Source organism: Tuberibacillus sp. Marseille-P3662 (assembly GCF_900178005.1).
In the GTDB taxonomy this organism is placed as follows: domain Bacteria; phylum Bacillota; class Bacilli; order Bacillales; family Sporolactobacillaceae; genus Marseille-P3662.
On the sequence record NZ_FXBS01000006.1, the window covers coordinates 90,650 to 114,200 of the forward strand.

At 42.5% G+C, this 23,551-nt stretch carries 26 protein-coding genes and 1 pseudogene; 23 read left to right on the forward strand and 4 right to left on the reverse strand.

The genetic code is table 11. From position 1 onward, the window contains the following. The first annotated feature begins 14 nt into the window (after positions 1–14). Together B9Y89_RS08995 and cudC are read left to right on the forward strand one after the other, a co-directional pair. Positions 15–1,151: an MFS transporter gene (locus B9Y89_RS08995; protein ID WP_085522907.1), complete on the forward strand. Its 1,137-nt coding sequence runs from the start codon at positions 15–17 to the stop codon at positions 1,149–1,151. A gap of 188 nt (positions 1,152–1,339) precedes the next feature. Then, positions 1,340–1,906, forward strand: coding sequence for a choline uptake/conversion transcriptional regulator CudC (gene cudC, locus B9Y89_RS09000; RefSeq protein WP_085522908.1), 567 nt, complete (start codon positions 1,340–1,342; stop codon positions 1,904–1,906). A gap of 825 nt (positions 1,907–2,731) precedes the next feature. Here the strand turns inward: cudC and B9Y89_RS09010 are convergent. The 3 genes from B9Y89_RS09010 to B9Y89_RS09020 form a co-directional block, all read right to left on the reverse strand. Continuing rightward, positions 2,732–3,271: a CBO0543 family protein gene (locus B9Y89_RS09010; RefSeq protein WP_085522910.1), complete on the reverse strand. Its 540-nt coding sequence runs from the start codon at positions 3,269–3,271 to the stop codon at positions 2,732–2,734. A gap of 267 nt (positions 3,272–3,538) precedes the next feature. Beyond that, positions 3,539–4,300 (reverse strand): hypothetical protein, encoded by a 762-nt coding sequence (locus tag B9Y89_RS09015; protein ID WP_085522911.1) that lies wholly within the window; start codon positions 4,298–4,300, stop codon positions 3,539–3,541. After that, a complete protein-coding gene (locus tag B9Y89_RS09020) occupies positions 4,290–4,859 on the reverse strand; it encodes a sigma-70 family RNA polymerase sigma factor (RefSeq protein ID WP_085522912.1) in 570 nt (189 codons plus the stop codon). The genes B9Y89_RS09015 and B9Y89_RS09020 overlap by 11 nt, the downstream gene beginning before the upstream one ends. 194 nt (positions 4,860–5,053) lie before the next feature. Here B9Y89_RS09020 and B9Y89_RS09025 point away from each other — a divergent pair, with 194 nt between their 5' ends. Further along, the gene (locus B9Y89_RS09025) at positions 5,054–5,404 is read left to right on the forward strand and encodes a hypothetical protein (protein ID WP_254901228.1); all 351 of its coding nucleotides are present in this window, start codon (positions 5,054–5,056) and stop codon (positions 5,402–5,404) included. A 156-nt stretch (positions 5,405–5,560) separates the two neighbouring features. On the opposite strand, the pseudogene B9Y89_RS09030 reads toward B9Y89_RS09025, so the two are convergent. Beyond that, positions 5,561–6,201, reverse strand: a pseudogene (locus B9Y89_RS09030) (cupin domain-containing protein). Positions 6,202–6,662: 461 nt separating this feature from the next. Here B9Y89_RS09030 and B9Y89_RS09035 point away from each other — a divergent pair. From B9Y89_RS09035 to B9Y89_RS09130, 20 genes are all read left to right on the forward strand, one after another. Beyond that, positions 6,663–8,036, forward strand: coding sequence for an FAD-dependent oxidoreductase (locus B9Y89_RS09035; RefSeq protein WP_176222166.1), 1,374 nt, complete (start codon positions 6,663–6,665; stop codon positions 8,034–8,036). 5 nt (positions 8,037–8,041) lie between these two features. Beyond that, a complete protein-coding gene (locus tag B9Y89_RS09040) occupies positions 8,042–9,472 on the forward strand; it encodes a dihydrolipoyl dehydrogenase family protein (RefSeq protein ID WP_085522914.1) in 1,431 nt (476 codons plus the stop codon). Between the two features lie 32 nt (positions 9,473–9,504). After that, the gene (locus B9Y89_RS09045; RefSeq protein WP_085522915.1) at positions 9,505–10,182 is read left to right on the forward strand and encodes a TIGR04283 family arsenosugar biosynthesis glycosyltransferase; all 678 of its coding nucleotides are present in this window, start codon (positions 9,505–9,507) and stop codon (positions 10,180–10,182) included. Next, positions 10,175–10,855, forward strand: a complete 681-nt coding sequence (locus B9Y89_RS09050) for a TIGR04282 family arsenosugar biosynthesis glycosyltransferase (protein WP_176222167.1) — start codon at positions 10,175–10,177, stop codon at positions 10,853–10,855. Before B9Y89_RS09045 ends, B9Y89_RS09050 begins: the two co-directional genes overlap by 8 nt. 2 nt (positions 10,856–10,857) lie before the next feature. Then, on the forward strand, positions 10,858–12,060 hold the full coding sequence (mtnK, locus tag B9Y89_RS09055) for an S-methyl-5-thioribose kinase (RefSeq protein WP_176222168.1): 1,203 nt from the start codon (positions 10,858–10,860) through the stop codon (positions 12,058–12,060). A 19-nt stretch (positions 12,061–12,079) separates the two neighbouring features. Then, on the forward strand, positions 12,080–13,348 hold the full coding sequence (locus tag B9Y89_RS09060; RefSeq protein WP_085522917.1) for an ABC transporter substrate-binding protein: 1,269 nt from the start codon (positions 12,080–12,082) through the stop codon (positions 13,346–13,348). Next, positions 13,332–14,219: an ABC transporter permease gene (locus B9Y89_RS09065; protein ID WP_085522918.1), complete on the forward strand. Its 888-nt coding sequence runs from the start codon at positions 13,332–13,334 to the stop codon at positions 14,217–14,219. The genes B9Y89_RS09060 and B9Y89_RS09065 overlap by 17 nt, the downstream gene beginning before the upstream one ends. A gap of 1 nt (position 14,220) precedes the next feature. Continuing rightward, positions 14,221–15,030: an ABC transporter permease gene (locus B9Y89_RS09070; protein ID WP_254901229.1), complete on the forward strand. Its 810-nt coding sequence runs from the start codon at positions 14,221–14,223 to the stop codon at positions 15,028–15,030. 24 nt (positions 15,031–15,054) lie between these two features. Continuing rightward, positions 15,055–16,116 carry an ABC transporter ATP-binding protein gene (locus B9Y89_RS09075; protein WP_085522919.1) on the forward strand — a complete coding sequence of 354 codons (1,062 nt, stop codon included), beginning with the start codon at positions 15,055–15,057 and terminating at the stop codon, positions 16,114–16,116. 13 nt (positions 16,117–16,129) lie between these two features. Then, complete coding sequence (locus B9Y89_RS09080; RefSeq protein ID WP_085522920.1) at positions 16,130–17,038, forward strand: nucleoside hydrolase; 909 nt, start codon at positions 16,130–16,132, stop codon at positions 17,036–17,038. A 103-nt stretch (positions 17,039–17,141) separates the two neighbouring features. After that, a complete protein-coding gene (locus B9Y89_RS09085) occupies positions 17,142–17,879 on the forward strand; it encodes a YdjY domain-containing protein (protein WP_085522921.1) in 738 nt (245 codons plus the stop codon). Between the two features lie 332 nt (positions 17,880–18,211). Then, positions 18,212–19,057: a TVP38/TMEM64 family protein gene (locus tag B9Y89_RS09090; RefSeq protein WP_254901230.1), complete on the forward strand. Its 846-nt coding sequence runs from the start codon at positions 18,212–18,214 to the stop codon at positions 19,055–19,057. A 247-nt stretch (positions 19,058–19,304) separates the two neighbouring features. Then, a complete protein-coding gene (locus B9Y89_RS09095) occupies positions 19,305–20,036 on the forward strand; it encodes a hypothetical protein (RefSeq protein ID WP_085522922.1) in 732 nt (243 codons plus the stop codon). Between the two features lie 56 nt (positions 20,037–20,092). Beyond that, positions 20,093–20,572 (forward strand): cytochrome b/b6 domain-containing protein, encoded by a 480-nt coding sequence (locus B9Y89_RS09100; RefSeq protein ID WP_085522923.1) that lies wholly within the window; start codon positions 20,093–20,095, stop codon positions 20,570–20,572. 22 nt (positions 20,573–20,594) lie between these two features. Next, positions 20,595–20,924 (forward strand): hypothetical protein, encoded by a 330-nt coding sequence (locus B9Y89_RS09105; protein WP_139822778.1) that lies wholly within the window; start codon positions 20,595–20,597, stop codon positions 20,922–20,924. Beyond that, positions 20,921–21,580 (forward strand): hypothetical protein, encoded by a 660-nt coding sequence (locus B9Y89_RS09110; protein WP_085522925.1) that lies wholly within the window; start codon positions 20,921–20,923, stop codon positions 21,578–21,580. Before B9Y89_RS09105 ends, B9Y89_RS09110 begins: the two co-directional genes overlap by 4 nt. After that, a complete protein-coding gene (locus B9Y89_RS09115) occupies positions 21,570–21,827 on the forward strand; it encodes a hypothetical protein (RefSeq protein ID WP_085522926.1) in 258 nt (85 codons plus the stop codon). The genes B9Y89_RS09110 and B9Y89_RS09115 overlap by 11 nt, the downstream gene beginning before the upstream one ends. Positions 21,828–21,914: 87 nt before the next feature. Further along, positions 21,915–22,286, forward strand: coding sequence for a hypothetical protein (locus B9Y89_RS09120; protein ID WP_085522927.1), 372 nt, complete (start codon positions 21,915–21,917; stop codon positions 22,284–22,286). Between the two features lie 30 nt (positions 22,287–22,316). Further along, positions 22,317–22,520, forward strand: coding sequence for a hypothetical protein (locus B9Y89_RS09125; protein WP_139822779.1), 204 nt, complete (start codon positions 22,317–22,319; stop codon positions 22,518–22,520). Positions 22,521–22,666: 146 nt separating this feature from the next. Beyond that, complete coding sequence (locus B9Y89_RS09130) at positions 22,667–23,533, forward strand: family 1 encapsulin nanocompartment shell protein (protein WP_254901231.1); 867 nt, start codon at positions 22,667–22,669, stop codon at positions 23,531–23,533. Positions 23,534–23,551 lie beyond the last annotated feature (18 nt).

The following is a 23,551-nucleotide window of genomic DNA, read 5'->3' on the forward strand; positions in this document are numbered from 1 at the left end:
TAGGAGAGGATATAATGAATTTTTCAAGATTAGTTCTTCCCGGAATTACAATGATTGCCGTTACCTATGGGCTTACAAGATTTAGCTATGGTTTATTGCTTCCAAATATCAGTGATGATCTGGACATGTCCCCATTTATTTCTGGTATCATCTCTTCACTTTTCTACCTCTCTTATTGCTTTGCAATTATTCTCTCTACTGTTTTAACAACCAACAAAGGGCCACGCACTATGATTCTCACTGCAGGAACCTCCGCATTTCTTGGATTATTAATTATGGGGGTATCCCCCAATGTATGGATTATAGGATTAGGGGTTTTGTTTGCTGGTGCAAGTACAGGTTTTGTGTCACCGCCATATGGTGCATCAATCTCACTTTGGATTGAAAAGAAAAAACAAGGGAAAGCCAATACGTGGATTAATTCCGGTACGAGTATCGGAATTGCTCTTTCAGGGGCAGGGGCGCTAATACTTGCATCTGAGTGGCGATTAACCTATTTTATCTATGCTATAATTGCATTCTTTGCACTTCTATGGAATGCAAAAGTGATCCCTCAGATTGGTTCTAATCCTCATGTAACGTTTGAAAAGGGGAAGTTTTCTTTCAGAGGCGTGGAAGGTGCCAAACCTTTAATCATTTGCTCGACCACTCTCGGAATATCTACGGCGGCTTTTTGGACCTTCTCCATCGATTTTATCGAATCAACGAGCTCATATAGCGATTGGCAGTTCTCGTTGTTTTGGATAATCATCGGTGTCTTTGGAATATTAGGTGGTTTTTCTGGATCGCTCATTGAACGATTCGGACTTCCATTCGCTTACAAATGGGGGAGTTTCATCATTGGCATGGCTTCATTTATTCTTGCTTGGCTTCCAGAACAATGGCTTGTGGCTTACACTTCGGCTGCTTTATTTGGAGTCTCCTATCTCTTTATTACAGGTGTTTTGATGGTTTGGGGAATAAGGGTGTTTATTACTAATGCTTCATTAGGGATCGGTACCCCCTTTTTACTGCTCGCTGTCGGGCAAGTCATAGGCTCTCTATTTGCAGGTATGTTTATTGATCTTTTGGGCTTCTCTTTGACTTTCGTAATCTATGGTTTCATGGGGATGATCGCAATGATTCTTGGACCGAAAGAGATAAAAAAATAAATATATAAATTTTATAAAAACACTTTTGAACCTACAAAGGTGATATATACGGTATTGCATTCCTTGACTTGCCACCTGGATAGACGTCAGTTTCATTTAAAATTGAAAGTCTAATGATATAATTAAAGTATGGGGGGAAATGACAAATTTTAAACAAAATATAAAGGGAGACGGAAGGGGGGAGGACCATGGACGAAAAAGGACAACTGTCCGCTGAATCAAAAATTAATCATGCTGAGAAAGAAGTCATTAATGCAATTGCCGAAACGATGGATTTGTATGGTATAACCCCGTCAATTGGCCGACTCTATGCCACAATGTATTTTAAACAGAATTCAATGACCCTTGATGAAATGAAAAACGAGCTTGGCATGACTAAACCTAGTATGAGTAAAGCGGTTCGTAGTTTACAAGACATCAACATTGTCCGGAAAATATGGCAACAAGGGTCTAGGAAGGACCATTATGTGGCTGAGAAAAACTTCTTCAATTATTTCGGTCGATATTTCGGTAATAAATGGAATCGGGAAGCCGAGATAAACCTTTTCGCTATTAAACAGGCAGAATATCAACTTCAAGAAGTCATAGAAGATGAAACAAGCGAAGAAAGTTTACATGAAAAGGCTAGGCAAGACCTTGAACAGTTAGAAGAGTACAAAAAATACTGTTACTGGCTTCAGCAACTTGTGGATTCAATTGAGTCTGGTGAAATTTTTGACTTTTTACCGGTGGACAATTCAAATTTAAAGGCATAATCTCGAAGTAGAGAAATGTACTGTATCAAGATTTTTTGACTTGCCAATAAAGAAAAGGTTTTGAATGATGTCAAATTGTGAGTCATGATTCTAACATCCCAATCAATCAAATAAAACCGTAGATATTATTCATATCTACGGTTTTTATTATATAGTGTTCATGAATATGGGTATGTTAGTTAACCTCACGCTCCCCCATCACTTCAAACGGATCCACGATGATCATCACCATTCCCAAGAACCACGTAACACTAAATGATGATGAACAACGTCCGTATACTGTCTTTCTCATATTGGATTCCAGCCGTTACCAAATATCTTTTCTTCCCATAAATTAATCGGGGAAGGAGGGAATTGCATGTATTGGAACGATGGTTGGTGTGATCAGACTCAGGAGTTAGATTGTCATTGTCAAGAGCATCACAAGTGCAATTGTCACAAAAAGAAGCATGATCCTTGCAGAAGTCAAGAGCATCACAAGTGCAATTGTCACAAAAAGAAGCATGATCCTTGCAGAAGTCAAGAGCATCACAAGTGCAATTGTCACGAAGAGAAGCACGATCCTTGTCGATGTAAAGAACATCATGATGATGGTTGCTGTAAAGAGAAACACCATGGGCGTAGAAAGGAAAGACGCCATCAGATGGTAGAAGCACCAGATAACCGGACTAGGGAGCAACGGTTCCGTTGCAGACGATTTTGTAATAGATGTCGTCGAACAATGGATCAATGCCGCTGCTCAATGTAAAACCAAGGTTTGAGGACGTTGATTGAAGGCGTCCTCTTCCAAATGAAAATAATATCCGGCATTATCTTTCAGAAGATTCAATGAGTTAAATCCTTTTTATAGATCCAATTAGCCATTAGGAATATAATATATAGGATGATAAAAGAATAGATGTAGTTCCAGTTATAAATAGAATATAGATCAAGATAGGTTAATAGCGGCAATCCTAAAAAAGCTAAGAGAGCTGAATAAATGAACCCTTTTAGAAATGGATTAGCTTGTGGTTGATATTGAATGAACAACATAATACTTACGGGGATTAATACAAAATCCCAAGGCAGGTAATTGGATGCAGCTGGAAACACATCGTATTGATAGTCAAACCAATGATAAAAATGCCCCGTAGAATCCAAGTAAATTGCAACTAGTGATGCAAAAGCTCCTGAAATTAAAAGTTTATATGTATTTTTACGATCCCTTATCTTTATCCAAATAATGATGGGGATGAGGACTAGTGCAATACCAAGCCACCAATGCCAGTTAAACACCACATATTCCTTCCATAAGGCCTGTTTTTCCCCATACAAATCAGATAATTTGTTATAAAATTGGAGGGATAAGTGATAGTAATGATCCATAATTTTAGACAATCCTTTCTCTTTTGTAAGGCTCTTTACATAAAGATTGTTTCTTTTTGGCCGCAGCCCGAATACACTTCGTTTTACGCAGGAGTCTACGTGTTTTCGGACTGTCCAACAACAGTATTTTATTTGTATACTAGTATGAACCAATATAATCGTTAGGATACCTACGAAACCAAGAGCCATTTTTTCTATTCCATAAATAATTTGGTGCCTGTCATCAGTGTTCTTTAAACTGCTGAACAGGCACCTTAAATTCCTTTGTTACCTTGAGATCTGGTCTTTCTTATTTTTTGTTAACACGATCCGATCCACCTTTGTCCCTTTCCGGTTCAGTTGAACTTCGAGTGGGCCATATTGATACACTTCACATGTTGCCGATCCATAACAACTGACTTTTGTCTTGTCTTTTGGTTCACCATACATTTCAGTCACCTCTTCCTTCTTCGTAGGAAGAAGGTCATCCCATTTCTTGGATTTAACATTGTAAGAGTGGGTGCGAATGTCATAGGCACCAACATCATTCTTAATCTTTATCTTTAAGACAGGTGCATTTTGATCTTGATAAGTCAGGGTTTGTTCATTATTCTTTGGTGTCTTCAGAGCCGCCGGTTTCCCTAATTGCTCAACGATTTGATCATCAGTCATCCCTAGATGAAGGCCAGCGAGTTTGACTTTGCTTTTAGACGATTTGTCATTACTTTTTTCAGGTGGTTCTTGGTACTCATTTTTTGTTGATGGTGCCTGCTGCGGTGACTTTCCCATGTTATTGGGTTGTTGTTCTTGAAAAAGATCTGTTTTGGATATAGCGATGACACCGACAACGGAGCATAATATCACAATACCCATGAAGCTCAACCCAGCTTGTAACCAACGCATCATAACTGGCTTTTTCAAGAAGGAGGATTTTCGCTTTGATTTCTGCAGGACTTGTTGTTTGAGCTGATCCTTATCAATATCGATATTTTTGAAAGTTGTATCAGTCATGGCCCGGCGTAAATGACGTAACTTGTCCTCAATGTTCATCCAATCCCTCCTCGTACAATGTCCGAAGCAAGTCTCGTCCCCGATTTAACCTTGATTTTATGGTGTTTTCCTTAAGATGTAACACCTCACCGATTTCCTTGATCTTCATGTCCTCGAAGTAATGCATATAAATGACATCTTTATATTTGTTTGGCAGAGACATGACCCGGTTTGCTAGCTGTTGGTCCTCGAATGTCTGAATAGCTATAGATTCAGGATGAGTCAAGGTAACATGGTAATCATCCAGGCTTTGCTCATCATTCATTAAAAATCGCTTGATCGTCTTTTTTCGCAATTGATCTTTACATTTGTTGATGGTTATTCTGTAGATCCATGTTTTAATAGAAGAATGATTCTTGAACATGGTAAGTTTGTTATAACTGGTGAGGAAGACATCTTGGGTAATTTCCTCCGCAAGCGGTTTCTCTTTCACATACGTATAGGCAAGCCATAGAACCGATTGGCTATAGGCATCAATGAGTTGTTCTAAAAACTGTTCTCGCCGTTGTTCATCCTGACAAATTTCTTTTAGGTCCTCGTCACTTAATTGAAGATCCATATCAATAGGTCTTATCCCCCTTTCTATGTTTTTAGACGAAAAAGACTTCACTTGGTTCCCAGCTACTCAAAAAATGATGGGGGGCTATGAGACGTATTCGATCATCAAAACGTCAAATATCATTAAAATTAAATTCGATGTAACATGCTCCGAACTGGGTGAATATCTTAACAATGAATGGAGGGAATTTTCAAATGCACAATAGTAATCCAATGAATCCACAGCAGATGCAAGGAGCTTACCATCATAAGGGTGACGATGATATACACACATTGTGTCGTAAATATATGTTCTACCATGTTATGGCACAATCGAGCGATGGATCACAGTTTGATGGTGTCATTACAGGTATGGACGAGGAAGGGGTATCCATGTTAGTTCCTGAATGGGTTGATGAAGAAACAACCAGCCGCCAATTTGGCTATGGGGGAGGTTACGGCAGAAGAAGATATCGCCGATTCTACCAACGCCGGTTTCCATACTTCTTCTTTGGTTTCCCATTCTTTACGCCGTATCCCTACTATTATCCGTATCCATATTATTAAAGTCATCACAATGAAAACAATCATTTCCTGACTTGATCGGCATTAAAATATTGGTGTCGACAACCCTATGAAGCCCACCTATTCTCAAATAGGTGGGCTTCATGTATACATAATAGAAAGAAATATATGGGATGTCTATGGTAATCATTATGACTCTCAGTAGTACTGAAATTGAGGATGATTTGGATTAGGTGGGTATGGTTGAAAAGGTTGTGGCTGCTGATACAGCTGATTGTTATAGGACTGATTCATACTTTGCATTTCTTTATTGCAGTCCTTATACGGCCCTATATAAGTTGAGGGTTGAACGGGAGCTATGGCTTGTTTCCATTGATTTTCATTAAGGCAATAAGTATGAGCCATGACATCAGCAGGGGTAAATTTTAAGAGGTCAGATCCTAAAATAACTTCAGGCGTCGGAGCATCAAAAATGGCTAAAAGATGAGTATGATCAGCGGTAGCCACTAAATAATGCCACCATCCTTGTGGAACGTTTGCCACTTGTCCCGGTGTGATAGGGAAATTTAGAATTTGTTTTGTGAATGGATTGAACAATGATACGGTCGTCGCCCCAGAAATACAGTAGACTAACTCGGCTGCATTCTGATGATAGTGCGGTTCTACTACATTTTGTGCACTTAAAAAAATATCTAGAAGAGACACATTCTCTAGTGTGTTCAATTGCTCGACTCCAAGCACATTAATCAAATTTTGGCTATCTTTTCGAAACAAGGACTTCTATTGACGTCAAAAGTATATTGAGTTGATGGAGATGTGTAATCCATATAAGAAACCATAAAACCGTTCACCTCTTTAGTGGATATTGTGCATTTATAATGCGTTGGGTGTACACCACTCGAAACAAAGTATCGCTTCACAGAAAGGGACTAAAGGAGGGCCCAATCTAGATTACATTATAGTATGTAGGATCAAAGTGAACTGTGCGACTGTACTGAAATTAACGGATCATTGACATAATAGGACAATAGTTTGATTTCATTGCCGCATCTCATAATTGATTCATATTTGAATAGTAATAATAAGGGAAAACTGAGCTTTTTAGATACGGAGCCAAGGTGGCTGTATTCGCAACTAAACGTCTGGTGTGTTTGTCCCGGGGAGCTTAAGATGAGGAAGACGCTCTGGAAAAACGAAGAAGATGCTCATCGACCATAACAATAAAATTTTTGTGGGAACATGGTGTGATTTAACTCATATCCATACTTCCCCTTCCTCTAGCTAGAAAGGAGTGGTTCCCTTGAAGCATCTGTTGCTAGTAGGTGCCGGCCACGCACATCTATACGTTCTAAAAAAATTGCAAAGACAGGCCTTGTCGGGGGTTCGAGTCACGCTGCTGACACCTAATGACCACCAATACTACTCCGGCATGCTTTCCGGCTGTGTGGAAGGGATTTATTCGATTGACCAGATTCGGATTTATGTTGGTCAAATGGTGGAGAGAGCGGGTATTCAATGGATCAAAGATACTGCAGTGTCAATCGATCCGGATAGGAAAACGGTATTAACTAGCCAAGGGGAATCGGTTCTCTATGATGCGGTATCGTTTGATATTGGTTCATTAACGTCGGGGGTGGAGCTGCCTGGCGTATTGAATTATACTGAGACGCTCAAGCCTAATTATCGTTTCCCGGTTCTTCTTGAAAAAGTTCGGAGTGCTGAGAACCTTGTGATTGTCGGAGGCGGAGTGGCCGGTACGGAGTTGTCCCTATCGTTACAAACGTGGCGGAACAAGAATGGAAAGAAGCCGTTATCACTGGTCAGTACAACGGCACTAATGGCAAGGGGAGCCCCGTACGTTTCTCAAAGAGTACAGAATCTTCTTAATCATAAAGGTGTCAAACTTTATCTTTATCAGCGGGCCGATCAAGTGATGAAGGACCGGATTGTGTTGGCACCATCCAATGAGGAAATTCCCTTTGATGCTCTGCTTTGGGTCACAGGTCCAAGGCCTCCAGAGTTGTTTACCAAGTCCTCGCTCTCCGTTGATAAAGGCTACTTGCTTGTTGATAAAACATTACAAGCCAAACATTACCCTTCGGTTTTCGGAGTTGGGGACTGTATTAAGATTGCTGAAGAACCGCCGCTGGCAAAAGCCGGCGTCTACCCGGTGAGACAAGCACCGTTCTTATGGAAGAACTTAAAACGTTTTTTTAAGGGAAAACCGAAACGTCGCTATCAACCCCATTTTTCTTTTCTTTCCATTCTGGCTACTGGAAATAGAGAAGGACTTATGCTGTATCTAGGGTGTGCTTTTCACGGGAGACTAGTATGGCTCATCAAGACGATTATGGATCGACGGTTTATCTGGCTTTATTCTCATCAAACCCCTGCAAATGATCTCATGTCGAATCAATGGTTAAAACGAATCGGATTGACGTTGGTGGCAATTCTGGTTGTTGGATTCGCTTATCTTTTTTTTACAACCACTTATCATCCTGTAATGAGCATGATGGCATCATTGATATTCTCATCTATTTTTGATTTTGCCTTTGCGCTTCTAGCCATTGTTTTGGTGGTCATCTTGGTGATTGTTTTGTTTCTGGAACGACTTTCGTTTCAATCATCTACAAGGGATCAAAGTGAAACAACAACATCATGTAAAAGGAGATGACATGAATGACAACCTATGATCTGATTGTTCTTGGCGGCGGAGCAGGGGGACTGACAGTGGCAGCCGGGGCAGCCAAGCTCGGTGCAAACGTTGCTCTCGTTGACAAAAATCATTATTTAGGAGGCGATTGCCTCCATTTTGGCTGTGTTCCTTCCAAAACCTTGATCGCATGTGCCAAGAAGGTCCATGAAGCCAAAAAGCATGCGGAACAATTTGGCATGACTTTGTCTGGGGATCCAGATATAACAAGGGCAATGGCGCGTGTCAAAACAGCTGTCGCTGAGATCCAGGCTGAGGACAGTGATGACCGTTTCAAAGGCCTTGGTGTCGATCTTTATAAGGGAAGAGGCTGGTTTATCAGTGATCATCATATCCAAGTTGAGGGTGGATCACCGATTAAAGGCAAACGTTTCGTGATAGCAACAGGATCAAGCCCTTCGGTTCCTCAGATTGAGGGAACCCAGAATGTTTCCTATCTGACAAATGAAACGGTTTTTGATGTTAAGCAAACGCCGAAACGACTCGTTGTCATCGGTGGTGGATCCGTTGGTTTGGAGCTAGCTCAGTCTTTTGCACGATTTGGTTCTGAGGTGATCGTGTTAGAGTCACGTCCAACTCTTTTCAGCAAGGGAGATGAGGCGATCATTCCTGTGATCAAAGAGGCATTAGAGGAAGAGATGGCGTTGCACTTCAATGTCCGGGTCAAAAAAGTTCGTGAAGCGTCTAACATGAAAATAATTACCTATGAACAACACGGAAAGGACACCGAGATCGCTGCCGATGACATTTTATTTGCCACCGGCCGCAGACCTAACACTAAAGATATTGGTCTAGATATCATTGGTGTTCAACGCGACCAACACGGCAACATTGTCGTGGATGATCACCTGCGAACCTCTAGGTCGCATATTTATGCTGTCGGAGACACAAACGGTCAGTCTCCATTGACCCATACAGCAGGTATGGAAGGCCGACTTGTGGTTAGAAATACCTTGTTCGGGTTAAAAGGAAAGGTGAACTATAACCATGTTCCGTGGGTCACTTATACTGATCCAGAAGTTTTTCAGCTCGGATTGACCGAACAGGAGGCTAAAGAAAAATTAGGGGAGCATTTCCGGATATATAAGGTCAATACAGATCAAGTGGATCGATTTATTACTGACCGTGATTCATTAGGCTTGGTTAAGGTGATTACCGATCACAAAGGCCGTATTCTTGGAGCCCACGCGGTCGGCAAAAATGCTAGTGACTGGATGCAGGAGGTCGTGTTTGCCAAAACGCAAGGTTACAGGATGGGTGACCTTTCTCACATTATTCATCCTTATCCGACACATGGAGCTGTCCTGCAGCAATCCGCTGACCTGTATTGGCGGGACAAACTATTTGACGGTGTGTTACCTAAGTTGACTGAAAAGTATATACAGTGGTTGAGATAATAAGTGAACAGATCACTGACAGGGTGAGATGAATGAACGATATGATCAGTGTCATTATTCCAACCCTCAATGAACAACAGCATATTCATCGTCTGATACATAGACTAAGATCTATGAATCGGACTGAGGTGATTATTGCCGACGGCGGAAGTGTGGATGGCACTTGCCAATGGGTCAAGCCATACTGCCGCGTGATTGATAGTGAACCGGGGCGTGCCAAGCAAATGAATCAAGGGGCCCAGCAAGCCAATGGAGAGATTCTATGGTTTTTACATGCCGATTCTATCATATCGACACAAATGGCTCACAGCATTCGCAGTGTCATGCAAGATGGGTCAGTCATCGGCGGGGGATTTTCCCTTCAGTTTGATGATCCGTCTCGGCGACTTCGGCTGATCGCAGCGGGTTCAAATGTTAGAGCCAAATATCTCAATCTCTATTTTGGTGACCAGGGATTTTTTATTCGTCGTTCCGTTTTTGAAAAGGTGGGTGGCTTTCCGTCTGTTCCTTTGATGGAGGATTGGCTGCTCTCGAGACAAGTCAAAAAAAGCGGGCAACTCAAACTTCTATCCGAACCGATTGTCACATCCTCAAGGCGATTTCAAAAAAACGGGATTATTCGGACGTTTCTTTTGATGCAGAAGATCAAGTTGTTGTTTCTTTGCGGTGTCCCGATCTCTCATTTGGAAAGGATGTACCGTCGTGGTTGAACAAGCAATAGGCAAACAGGCCGTGTTGATTTTGGCAAAAGTCCCGATCCCTGGCTTCTGTAAAACACGGTTGCAGCCCGATTTTACAGCTGCACAGTGTGCGAGCCTCCAGAAAGCTTTATTGAAAGATATGCTGTCATTAAAAGAAGAACTTGAGCCGGATATCCATGTCTGGATGGCTTATACCCCGGAAAAATACGCGGCATATTTTCGGGCGTATTCCTCCCGGGTTTTCCCGCAACAGGGGGTGGATCTAGGTGAACGAATGCGTCATGGTTTGCTATCTTTGCTAGAAAAAGCCTATCAATCAGTGCTCATCATCGGCACTGATACACCGCTCTATAAGGAAGATATCTACCAGGCATTAGCGCAGTTAAATAACCATCCAGTCGTCATCGGTCCAGCCAATGATGGGGGTTATTATTTACTTGGTTTGACGCGTGACGTCCCGCAACTATTTACGGATATATCATGGGGGACGAGCTGTGTCTTTGCTGAAACCATGCGGCGGGTAAGGCAGTTGGATCTAAGAGCGTCATTATTAGACACAAAAAGGGATATTGATCATCCGGATGATCTGCGACGTTATTACACAATTAAAACTCATCGATATTTGGATCAATGGAAAGACCAGCATTTGAAACCTTATATGAAGCGCAGGGGGCTTTTATAATAATGGATTATCGTGAATTCACAGCATCGGAGGCGGCCGAATACGTCAGAACCATTCCGGGATTATTTCAAAAAAGTGCAGCTTTGATTGGCAGTGACATCAGCGATGGCAATATGAATCTTGTTTTCCGTGTGTATGACAGTAAAAATAGAGAGAACAGTGTGATTCTCAAGCAAGCACTTCCCTACATGCGGGCGGTGGGGCCTTCGTGGCCGCTCACATCTGATCGGATTCGCATCGAATATGAAACATTATCTGTTCAAAACAAAATTTGTCCTGATTGGGTTCCACGCATTTATCATTATGATGAAAAACGTGCACTGATCATCATGGAAGATTTATCTTCTCATCATATTCTCAGAAAAGGTCTCATGGCTCAACACCGTTACCCTTCTTTGCCGAAACATATCGGTACTTTTCTTGCTCGGTCTTTATTTTTAACGTCAGATTTCGGGGCGACATATGAAGAACGTCAAAAACTAAAAACACAATTTCAAAACAAAACGATGCGGCGGATATCGGAGGATTTCATTTTCACCTATCCATTTACAGATCATGAAATGAACCGATCGAATCCGTCTATCCAATCAGTTTTGGCGGATATAAGGAACAACGATGAATTACAAGCGGAGATCGCGATCATTAAACAACAATTTATCACTAACAAACAAGCCCTCATCCATGGTGATTTGCATACGGGAAGCATGATGGTGACCGGCAATGATACGAAGGTGATTGATGCAGAATTCGCATTTTACGGCCCGATGGGATTTGATATCGGTGTGTTGATCGCTCATCTATTAATGAATAGTATCTTCCACGAAAAAGAACACCATTCTGCCTACAAAAGCTATCTATCGGAATTGATTCAAGGGGTTTGGTATGAATTTGCAGAAGCGTTTCGAAAACAATCGGGACAATCTAGACATGATGCTGTCATTTTGCCGAATCCTAACCGTTTCTTATCAAAATTATTTCAAGATGCACTTGGCTTTGCAGGTTGCGAGATCATGCGCCGAGTCATGGGAACGTCCCACGTTGAAGACCTTGAAAGTATAGAAGAAGAAGATGTACGAGCTGACGCTGAAACCCTTGCCTTATTCATCGGACAACATCTTATTTTAAAAAGACATCACATTCAAAATTCGGACGAGCTAATGGCTTCGTTAAAACAACTGAAGAATTCGAGCGGTCAGACACTGTAGGACTCGAGGGGGATAAAGATTGAAACAATCGACTTTATTACTCAAGATAGCGGCATTTTTATTTATCTTAGTTTTTACGGTGGGGTGTAGCGAACAAACAAAAGATGCAAAAGATCTATCATCTAGGCAACAGCAGCAGTTATTACAGGATGACTGGCAATCAATTTTAACAAAGGCCAAGGGTCAATCTGTTAATTTCTACTTGTGGGGCGGCAATGAATCGACGAACCGCTATATCGATGAATGGGTCGCACCGCGTTTAAAGGAACAATTTGGAGTCAATCTGAACCGCGTCCCGGTGAATGATATCAAAGATACGACTCATAAATTATTGGCTGAAAAACAAGCGGGTAAGAAAAATGGCAGCGTTGATATGATGTGGATCAACGGGGAAAATTTTTTAACCGCAAAAGATAATGAATTGTTATGGGGGCCTTTTTCTCCCCGGTTGCCAAATGTCAAAAAATATGTTGATCAAAATGCCCCCGCCATTAATTATGATTTTGGCGAGCCGACCAAAGGGCTGGAGGCACCCTGGAGTCAGGCTCAATTTGTGCTAACTTATGATCAAAGTAAGGTGAAGCATCCACCAACATCAGCTGAAGCGCTCAAACAATGGGTTGAAAAACATCCTGGAAAATTCACCTATTCGGCTCCGCCCGATTTCACTGGAAGTGCTTTTGTTCGAAACATGTTATATGAAACGACGGGGGGTTATCAGCAATATCTAAAACCGATCGATGAGCAAAAAAATCTAAATGAAACATTAAAACCGTTATGGAACTATTTGAATGACATTGAACCTCACTTATGGCGAAATGGACAGACTTATCCAGAAAGCGCTAGTAAATTGGATCAACTTTATGCGAGCGGTTCAGTTTGGATGACTATGAGTTACAGTCCAGCCCATGCCGCTAACGAGGTAAAAACTGGAAGGTTCCCGAAATCAACTCGTACGTTGGTACTCAAGGATGGCACCCTTGCTAATACAAGTTATTTATCTATTCCGTTCAATGCCCAACATAAAGCCGCGGCAATGGTTGCGATCAACTTCATGCTGTCGCCGGATGCACAAATCGCTAAGGCTAATCCGGACAATTGGGGTGCGCTTACAGCCATAGATCCTAATCGATTGTCCGACGGAGACCAAAAGCGGCTGAATGCCATTGATCGGGGGCAGGCTACATTGTCTGCCAAAGGACTAGCGCATCATCGTGTGCCGGAAATGCCGGCAGCATACGTCGATACTATTGAAAAGGGCTGGTTGGAGCATGTGGCCAAACGTTAAACCGTATGTGTATGTTGTGCCGGTGGTGAGCGTTCTTCTGCTCTTGTTTGTCGGCGGTCTCATTCAAGGGTTTATACAAAGCCTGGGTTTTTTCCCAGCCGCGGGACAGTATGAATGGTCACTGGATGCTTATAAAAGATTATTATGGTCCAGAGACTTTTGGGATGCATTAGGGTTAACGTTTCGCATTGCCTTGTTTTCCTCACTATTGTCAGGGATTCTCGGAATGTTTATTGCTGTAAGTCTGTTTATGTTGGGTCAATTAAGAAGCGGGCGGAATCATCAGATTTGGCAGCGTTTGTTTCAGCTGCCGTTAGTCGTACCTCATTTAGCTGGTGCGTATCTAATGGTACTGCTGTTCACGCAAAGCGGTTGGTTTTCACGGATTTTTGCCACATTAGGTTGGATCAATAGCATCAATGATTTTCCCGTGTTGGTGAATGATTCATTTGGATGGGGCATTATTTTGACGTATACCTGGAAGGAAGCGCCGTTTATCACATTGATGATCTATCCGGTTCTCCTACGGGTTCATCGTTCGTGGTTTGAAGTTGCCAGAATCTTTGGCGCCGGCCAGTGGGCCTTCTTTCGGGATATTTTACGACCAATTCTAATGCCAGCATGGATGGCTTCGACCTTTATTGTCTTTGCCTTTACGTTTTCCGCTTTTGAAGTGCCGTTCTTGCTGGGGGTAACGTATCCGAGGATGCTTCCGGTGCTATCTTATAATCTATATACGAGCGGAGGATTGGAGTCCCGTCCGGAAGCATTGGCTGTTAACGTCGTTTTGGTAATCATCGTTAGCCTGCTTGGCGTCATAGCCTATTGGTTGAGCAGGCGATGGCATAGAGGACAGCAAGGAGGATGGTGAAGTGAGAAGAATTGAACATGTTATGCATGTGGCTGTCATCATCATTGTGTTGATCGGTATCGTCATTCCGTTTATGCCGTTGGTGCTTTCAAGCTTTTCCCATGGCTGGAAATGGCCAGAGGTGATTCCGCATGGATTGAACCTAAGGGCTTGGGACTTTGTTTTTTTCGGGAAAAGCGGCACATGGGAGGCCATTTGGACAAGTCTCGAGATTGCCTTTATTGTGACCGCTGTTAATTTACTGCTAGCACTCCCAGCAGCCAATGTGCTTGGACGTCTGACGTTTCGAGGTCAATGGTTGATTGAGGGACTGATTTATGCACCGATTCTGATTCCAGCATTTATTTCCGTAATGGGTATGTATATCACGTTTATCCGTATCGGATTAACGGATTCCATGACTGGCGTGATTGTAGCTCATATAATTCCTACGCTGCCTTATATGATACGAGCGTTAATGGTTAGTTACAGTACGCTCGGGTTTCAATGGGAAGAACAGGGACAAATGCTCGGAGCGGGATACCTTCAGCGCTTCTGGTATATCGTGATCCCACACTTATTGCCGGGGATCGTGTCAGGGGCTAGTTTAAGCATGCTTGTTTCGCTAAGCCAGTATATTGTTACCTTTCTAGTCGGTGGTGGGCAGGTCATGACGCTACCCCTTATCCTATTTCCATTTATCAGCGGGGGTGATCCGGCGATTGGTTCAGCGTATACATTGATGTTTGCCGGGATGGCGGCGTTTGCTTTGTTTGTCATGGATATTTTATTAAAAAAGTATTACGGAAAAAAGATGACCGTTCACGTATAGTTAGTGCGATCTGGGAGGATATGTATGTCATTATTACAATTGCAAAAGGTGGAAAAAGATTTCAAAGGACCGTTTGCCATCAAATCGACAACGCTCAATATTCAATCGGGTGAGTTTTTTTCCTTATTAGGACCTTCGGGATGTGGCAAAACAACATTGCTTAAGTTAACAGCAGGATTATTGACACCGGATAAAGGGGACGTTGTTTTAGATCATAAAATAATTACATCGCAGGCCTCAGAGAAAAGAGGATTCAGTATGGTTTTTCAGGAGGCATTGTTGTTTCCTCATATGACCGCTGAAGAGAATGTCGCCTTTGGTTTGAAGATGAAAGGCATCCGCAAGAAGCAAAGGTTGCAAAAAGCGAGGGATCTTCTTGTATCTGTAGGCTTGGATGGATTTTACAGACGGTATCCCTCGGCATTAAGCGGGGGGCAAAGACAACGTGTCTCCCTTGCCAGGGCGATCGCGACGGAACCTAGCCTTCTTCTCATGGATGAGCCCTTCAGCGCCCTTGATCCGAGTCTTCGCGAAGATATGCGTGCTTTGGTTGCCCGGATGCATCAAGAACACCATGTGACGATTCTGTTTGTCACCCATGATCGTGATGAGGCCTTTCAATTATCAGATCGGATCGGAGTAATGGAAGACGGACGAATTTTGCAAATAGATAGACCCAAAGATTTATACGAAAAGCCGGGTGAACAAAATGTCGCTCGCTATTTGGGAGCTAAAAATGTTTTTTATGGCCAATGTCGGGAAGGGGTATTTCTATCCGATGATTTTCAGATTCAATGCCCGTGTGATCATAATGTTTCACAATCAACAGGTTGGGTTGTGATTCGACCTGAAACCTTAACGATCATACCAAAGACAGAGTCGAAGGGAGAAGAACCTAATGTTTTTAAAGGAATTATTAGGGATTGGTCGTTCCGTCAAGGCTTTTATCATATTAAGGTGCAAGTTGGATATAAAATGTTAGAGGTTGTGCAGTATGCAGATGTTCATTTAGAGGTCTTAGAAGGTGAGCCTATACACTTAAGCGTTGATTTGAATCAATTACACTTCATACCAGAAAAAGGATAAGAGGAGCTTCTATATGCAAAAGGTGATGTTTGATTGTGATAATACGATGGGGGTTCAAGACAAGGACATTGATGATGGATTGGCGCTTTTATACTTATTAGGGCGGGAGGATATCGAGCTTATAGGTGTTACAACCACCTTTGGCAACAGTCATATTGACATAGTCCATCAAGTTACACAGCATATGTTTGACATGGTCGGACTAAGCGATGTGCCATTGTTAAAAGGAGCAGGGAATTCAGGTGACAGCCAGAGGGAGGCTGCCCATTTTTTGGCGGAGGCGGCAGCGAAAAGTCCCGGTGAAATCACCTTGTTAGCGACAGGTGCTTTGACGAATCTCTATCAAGCTTACAAAATTGATCCTCATTTTTTTACCCATCTCAAACAAGTTGTGCTGATGGGAGGTATCACGGCACCCTTGGTGATAAACGGCGATCGATTGGAAGAATTAAATGTTTCATGTGATCCAGAAGCGACCAGTCAGGTCCTTCAATCGGATGTAGAAGTCACCGCTGTCACCGGGAATCTTTGCCTGCAGGCTTTTTTTGGAGTAAAGGAACGAGAATGGCTGGAACACCAACAGGGGGATGTCTATTCGTATATTCTAAAGAACATTGTTCCGTGGATGCAGTATATGCAAAAGCGGTTTAACCTCAAAGGATTTTTCAATTGGGATACTACGGCAGCTGTTTACGTGACCCATCCTGAACTCTTTGCTGACCATCATCTTAGAGTAGTTTCAACTATAGAAGATTTAAAAAGAGGGTATCTTCGGCCAGGTGAGTTGGACGGGAACAGTAAGACGGTCAATGTTCCTAGAGCCATCAAGGACATGACTCTGTTCAATCAGGTTATTTTTGATGCGTGGGGCAATGTCACTCTAGCAAAAAATATGAATTCCCATTTTGTGGGGAATCAGTGAATAATCTTACTAACATGAAATAAATATTGAGTTACAGTTATTTTTTTCGTGTATTGATTCATAAATATGAAGGGGAATATGCCTGATTGGGGGAAGAAGGGGAATGATGCAGTCAGTTATGGGGAAGCAATATGTTCGTTTTTCTGTTGTCGCTTTTCTATTATTAGGTCTTTTAGGAGGGTGTTCTTCTAGCGATTCGGAACAAACTTCATCGATCAATCAGGAAGACTTGGACCAGTACTTTGCTTCCAGTGCGGAGGACCTTAGCAAAGACCATCCTATCTATGTTAATGAAGAAGATCAGTTAGTGAAGGTTTATGCAACGGTGAACGGAAAATATTTAAAGAAACCTACACGGCACGGTATGAACTGGGTTGAAGGATCGAACGGTCATAAGTCGGTGTTTGATACTTACGCCAATCCGTTAGCCTTCTATCAGGCTTTGGAGGACATTGACGGAAACCCGGCTGTCGAAAAAGGCGGTGACCCAGACAAAAAATTTAAGAAAACCGATGAAGGAAAGGTTATAAAAGGAGAGACCGTGGACGTCAATATCACTTGGGATGAGTCAGATAAAGTATATGATATCAATCAAGTGATGGTCGATTCAACGGGAAAAAGACTCGCTTATCACTTCGGGGGCAACTATGAAGCAGCCAAGGAAAACATCACGGGGTGTTTCATGTGTTTTGACAGTTGTCCTGTTGGTATTGTCAGTAATGCTTCACATTCCGTGGGAACCTTTAAAAATGGTGAAGCAAAATTTCACGGCAATCCCGATGTATTGCCCAAAGACGGAACCTCTGTTGTGTTAACTTATAAATTTAGTAAATCGCCATAGACAATGGTTGTTAGTTATAAGGGGGTTGCTAGGGCGTGACCGCGACAGGAAAGACATGTGTTCATTTATTTGCCTCTTTGTTCTGTTTTTATTGGTATGGATTGAGTATCGCTCTTTTACTGATTCAAAATCAATGGGTAGATATGCGATTTGACAGTGCATATGTCATAACGATACTCATGGGATTGTGCTTGTGGCTGTGTCTCATCTTTCTTATATCAGAAGGACGCCTCCCTCGTCTTATAGGGAAAGGGAACATTTCTACGGCCATTGTTTGTAGTAGTGTAGCCACTCCCATTGTCGTAACGTTGATTAATGGGAGCTATATGTTTATGCCAGCTTATGTGACTAGAAAAGCGTGGTTTCTGGACGGCGTAGTAACAATATTACACATGAACGGCTTAATGGTCGCCTGGTTCGTGCTCGGCTTCGCATCGCTCTTTTTTTCACGAAAGGTGTCGGTGGTTTCATTTAAAGGTCAACGATTAACAGCAGGGCAGAGGACAGGGATTGGTATATTCAGCGGGGTAGCTGTCTTTTTCACTTTGCTTTATCTCGGTCTCGGGAGTTTTCATCAGGTGATGAATGATGCTGTGATCGTTATGAAACAGGCCGATGTATCAGCTTTTCGTGACTATTTGTTATCTTTTGGCCCGCTAGCGGCTATGGTTTCCGGTGTATTAATGGTGTTTCAGTCTGTCATTGCACCATTGCCTGCTTTTGTTATTACCTTTGCAAACGGGTGGGTGTTCGGTTGGCTATGGGGGGCGCTGTTGTCATGGACGAGTGCCATGGCCGGGGCCATCCTTTGTTTATATTTAGCAAAATGGATCGGCCGACCTGTAGTCGAGCGGCTTGTCAGTCAACGGGCGCTGTCATCGTGGGATCATTTTTTTCACAAGTATGGGGCGTATGCCATTCTGATCGCCCGGCTTGTTCCGGTTATATCCTTTGATTTTGTCAGTTATGCGGCCGGCGTGACGCCGGTGACGTTTTGGAACTTCTTTTGGGCGACAGGATTGGGGCAACTCCCCGCGACTCTATTGTACTCCTATCTTGGTGAAACGGCCACGGGTGTTGTCCAAATACTATTCTTGCTTTTCATGATTGTTATTGCTTTAGCGATCATCGGATGGTTGCTGAAACCCCATGTTAAAAATCTAAAAGGCTATAAGTGAGGGTGTCAGAAATCTGGCATCCTTTTGTAATGGATATTTATCTCATTCTTTACAAACTGTTTAAGGTCATCAAGAGAAGAATAATCACATGATGATGTTCATAGTTTAGTCTTACATAGAATTATATCTCGTTTGCTATGACCAGATAACAGATTCACTTGTGGTTCTGTGTTCTTAATTGAGAAGGAAGGTAGCAAGGCAGCGGACTGGATTGAAGGGGGAAAAACATGCGTAAATTAGGGCGGTCATGATTGTATCCGTGACGCTCTGTTTGGGATTGGGATTTCCATTTCAAGGCTATGCTAAAACAGAACCGACTATTGAGAAGCTTCAAAAGGAAGTCAAAAAGATACAGGAGAGTATTAAGCGACTTGAACAATCGACAACAGATAGTGGTGGTTCAAGTCAATCAGCGAAATCGACTGAATCAACAGATACGAATGATACTAATGAACTTCAAAATGAACTTCAAAAGATCCAGGAAAGTGTCAAGCGTCTACAACAAAAGATCACAGACAGTGGTTCAAGTCAATCAACTGCATCAACGAATTCGGCAGATGAAGGGAATCAGAATGGCAACGGGTCCAGTCAATCGCAGGATATGGGAGACCTTCAGAAAGCCATCAATCAAAATCAGGAAAGCATTAAGCGACTTCAACAAATGATTGCAAACAGCGGCTCGAGCACATCATCCGCATCATCTCAGTCAAACGCTGCTTCAAGTACGGAGAATGGGATGAACAAAAGCTCTAGTGAAATGGACAAGGGGTCTAATGGCATGAACAAACGTTCAGCCTCTTCGAATTCGAACAGTGCAAATATGAATCATTTCTTCGATAATATGGTATTAGTCTTTAAGATGACCTTAATGATTCTGGTGCTCATTTTGGTTGTGAGTTTGGTTGGTTATTTTATTAGTCTTATTAAAGAAAAGGGAGCTGCCAAAAAGAGAAAGGCTCAAGAGAAAGAGGAACATTGATGATTAATCAATCAGATGCATCGACGTACCCAAAATGACAAGAGGAGAAGAAGCCGTTGCGAAAAAAAACGCTACCTTTTGATCTGTTATTACATTGGATATCGGCCACTCTGGTTTTCTTACTGTTGCTAAGCGGCATGGCTATTGTGGGAGCTAAATTTAGTTGGATTTTGGGGAGTCACTTTGCATTAGCGGATATCACGCACCGGGTTGTTGGTGTGTTCTGGGTATTATGGATGCTTGTTGCTGTCATCCATAAGATTCATCAAATTGTGAAGGGTGCAGGGGCTAGAAATAGCTGGCTGCCCATTGGCAAGAGAGGCTTTGCTGGTTTTAACCTATTATTCTCATTATTGATGATCTTCAGTGGGTTCTTACTTTGGTTTATGCCGGTTGTTCCTTTTATTTATGCAGTCTTGGGTTTTGCCATGCATGAGTTTTTTGCCTTCTTGATCCTGATTGTCATTGTGTGGCATATCGTTCAGAAACGTCATATTTACCGATTACCACTGTTCACCAAAAGGAGAAGCAAATGATGGGCTCCTGGGGCAAAAGGGGGTGGGAGATATTGCCTACAATGCATGGTTTGTATTGATTAGCCGTTCTCTAGGATTCCTATTTCTGATGCTTGCGGCCGCTATTCTCATTTCGTTAGTCAATCCGGTCCTGACACCGACACAGATAAAAGCTTATGAGCAGGGCATCAGAACAGCGTGTCAATCAAGTTCACTTATCGCTTCTATGGTTTGGCAGACGATGGACGGACAATTGGGAGGTTACTTTGGATACAACTTGATGCAAGCAGTAACATTTGTCTCATTCGGAGCCATACCTTTCATCATCATTGGGGGAGTGCGGCTCAGGAAACGACTTGAGGAAGCAACATGAAACGAAAAAAGGATTTTTACTTTCTTTTTATGCTCATCTTTGTAATGACCTTTCTGTTAATAGCGGTCTACGTATTTCTACAACCAGAGTACCGGAATCAGCCATCTATGCGCGACATGCCCTCTATGGCATTGATGATGGTATTAGAGTTTGCTCGCATGCACGAATACAGCTGGCAACCGTTGCAGGAGGTGTGTGATCAGATTCGTGAACAAATGATGGGAAGGGGTTACACGGTGCCGCAGCACCAAAACCCAGTCCTAGATATGGCAAATTACGTGCTTTCACTAATCTTGATTGCTTGTTCTGCTGGACTCGTTGGAGCTGTAAGTGTCCTGGCCTTGCTATGGATACCGGTATTGAATGGAGAGAGAAAAGTATCAAAGAGGACAAGCGTCTTGATTGATGTTGGGCTCACTGCATTTACGGGGATTTTACTGACAACGATCGTGTTCGTCTGGTTGCAAGCTCAGACTATGCCAAAAATGGATCTAAACTTCTGGATATATAGTTTCATAACGTTTCTAATCTTATTGATTTTGGTAGTCATATTGATCGCGACCATTAGTCAAGGGTATCACTATATGAGAAAACAGTTGCTGTCGCTGAAACCGGATCATCAACAAAAACAAGGAGGGAGGTCAAATGAAAGCTGAACAATGGCTCAGATGGATTCTATATTTACTTGCGACGATCGTCCTTCTTGGTTTACTGGATCTGGTATTTCAGCAAGCGTTCTCTAATAGGATGGGTCCTCCTGCTATGGGATTAGCCAATTCTCTATTTCTTGGATTCATCAACTTTTTTTTCTACGGTCTCATTATAATCCTGGTTCTTGTCATTATTATTGCTGTCTTTGTCTTTAGCGTTCAATTGGTGACCCGTTTGTTTACGAATAAGTGATAGACGCTTAATTTTGCCCATTTCGGACCGTTTTCATACCTATTACCACATAGACTTCATATGATAGTAACATAAGGAGGGAGTTTTATGGATCGTAGCCAGCGACCATTTTTAAAACTGACGGTGTATTCGTTAGTCGCGATTCTCATTTTTGGACTTATTGAATTCATCTTCATCGGTTTCGTCGGTGCAGGGACTGGAGGATCCGGTGAAGGTTCCGGTGGGGGCTTCGTTGGAGGTGCCTCTGGGGGAATCAGCGGTTTCGGAGCGGCTGTTGCTTTATTTAACTTTATTTTTGTGACTTTGATAATACTGGCTGTCATTGGTTTACTTATCGGTCTGGTCGGGATCACTATCCGTTATTTTGAGCGGCATGACCCGGATTGGTTCGGCGATGAGTATGACGACGAGGATGACGATCGATACCGTAGAAGACCTCGTCGCACAACTCACAGGTAGGTACAGCCGATGTGGTGGAGTATTAAGAAGTTGATCCTAGTTATTATCAGTGTCTTGTTGGGTTTTTTTACGTATCAATTGCCGATTATTAATCAAATTTTTAATTATAAGAGCTCTTTTGACCTGTCTGCGTTCTATCTAATGATCCTACTTTATTTTTTTACCAAACCGACAGACCGGCGGAAGAAGGTAGATTCTACAACAGAAGATTCTCCGGGTGACGAGAAATCATAAGAGAGGGGAGGGCTCTTATTTATGAAAAATATATCGTATTGGAAACGTCTGCGCTCCCTGAAAGCAGGAGTCTTATATGAAGAAAATTGGAATGTTTTTTTGAGATGGCTTGAGAAAAATTTGTTATCGAAGAAGGGGAAATGAACGTGGTTAAAAGAAAGTCGGGACGCTATTCTCCGAGAAGTTCGTTAACCCAACAACAGTGGAATCATTTGCAGGATACGGTCATTGAAACAGCCCGAGATCATATCGTGGCCGACAGATTTCTCGATATATATGGACCTATTGGTATTGGTTCGCAATCCATCAGTAATCCGGTGTATCTTGAACCAGAACCGGCAAGTATCAGTATGCACGGGGATGAATTGGATGTCGCTAAGCCCAATGACACTCAGATGTTGGTTATCCCGATTTTATATAAAGATTTTGTTATACACTGGCGGGATATCGAGCATGCCAAAGAAACGGACAAACCGCTCGATTTTTCCGCAGCAGCTAGCGCAGCCAGTGATGTCGCGTTGAAGGAAGATGATTTGATATTTAATGGGGAAGGGTCACTGAATATTCCTGGGCTGATGAATGTAGATGGCAGGGAAACTGTGAGGTGCAGTAATTGGTCGCGTGGTGGTGGTCGGGCGTTTAATGATATTGTCGCTGCACGGAATCGCTTGATTAAGAGTGGATACACGGGACCTTTTGCTCTGGTCTTATCAGCTGATGCTTACACTCAGTTACACCAAGTTCATGGCCATTCAAATGTTTTGGAAATCGAGCATGTGCGCAACTTGTTTGAGGATGGCATATATCAGTCGTCCCAGGTCCGCAATGGATGCGGGGTTGTCGTGGCCACTGGTGAACAAAATGTGGATATTGTCATCGCTCAGGATGTATCCGTCTATTTCTTGAATAACGATAATTTGAACCGGTACTACCGGGTGATGGAATGTCTCGTTCCGAGGATCAAACGTCCTTCGGCCATTTGTACACTTGAAGATGGCGATAATAATAAATGAAAGAAGCCGATCGAATGC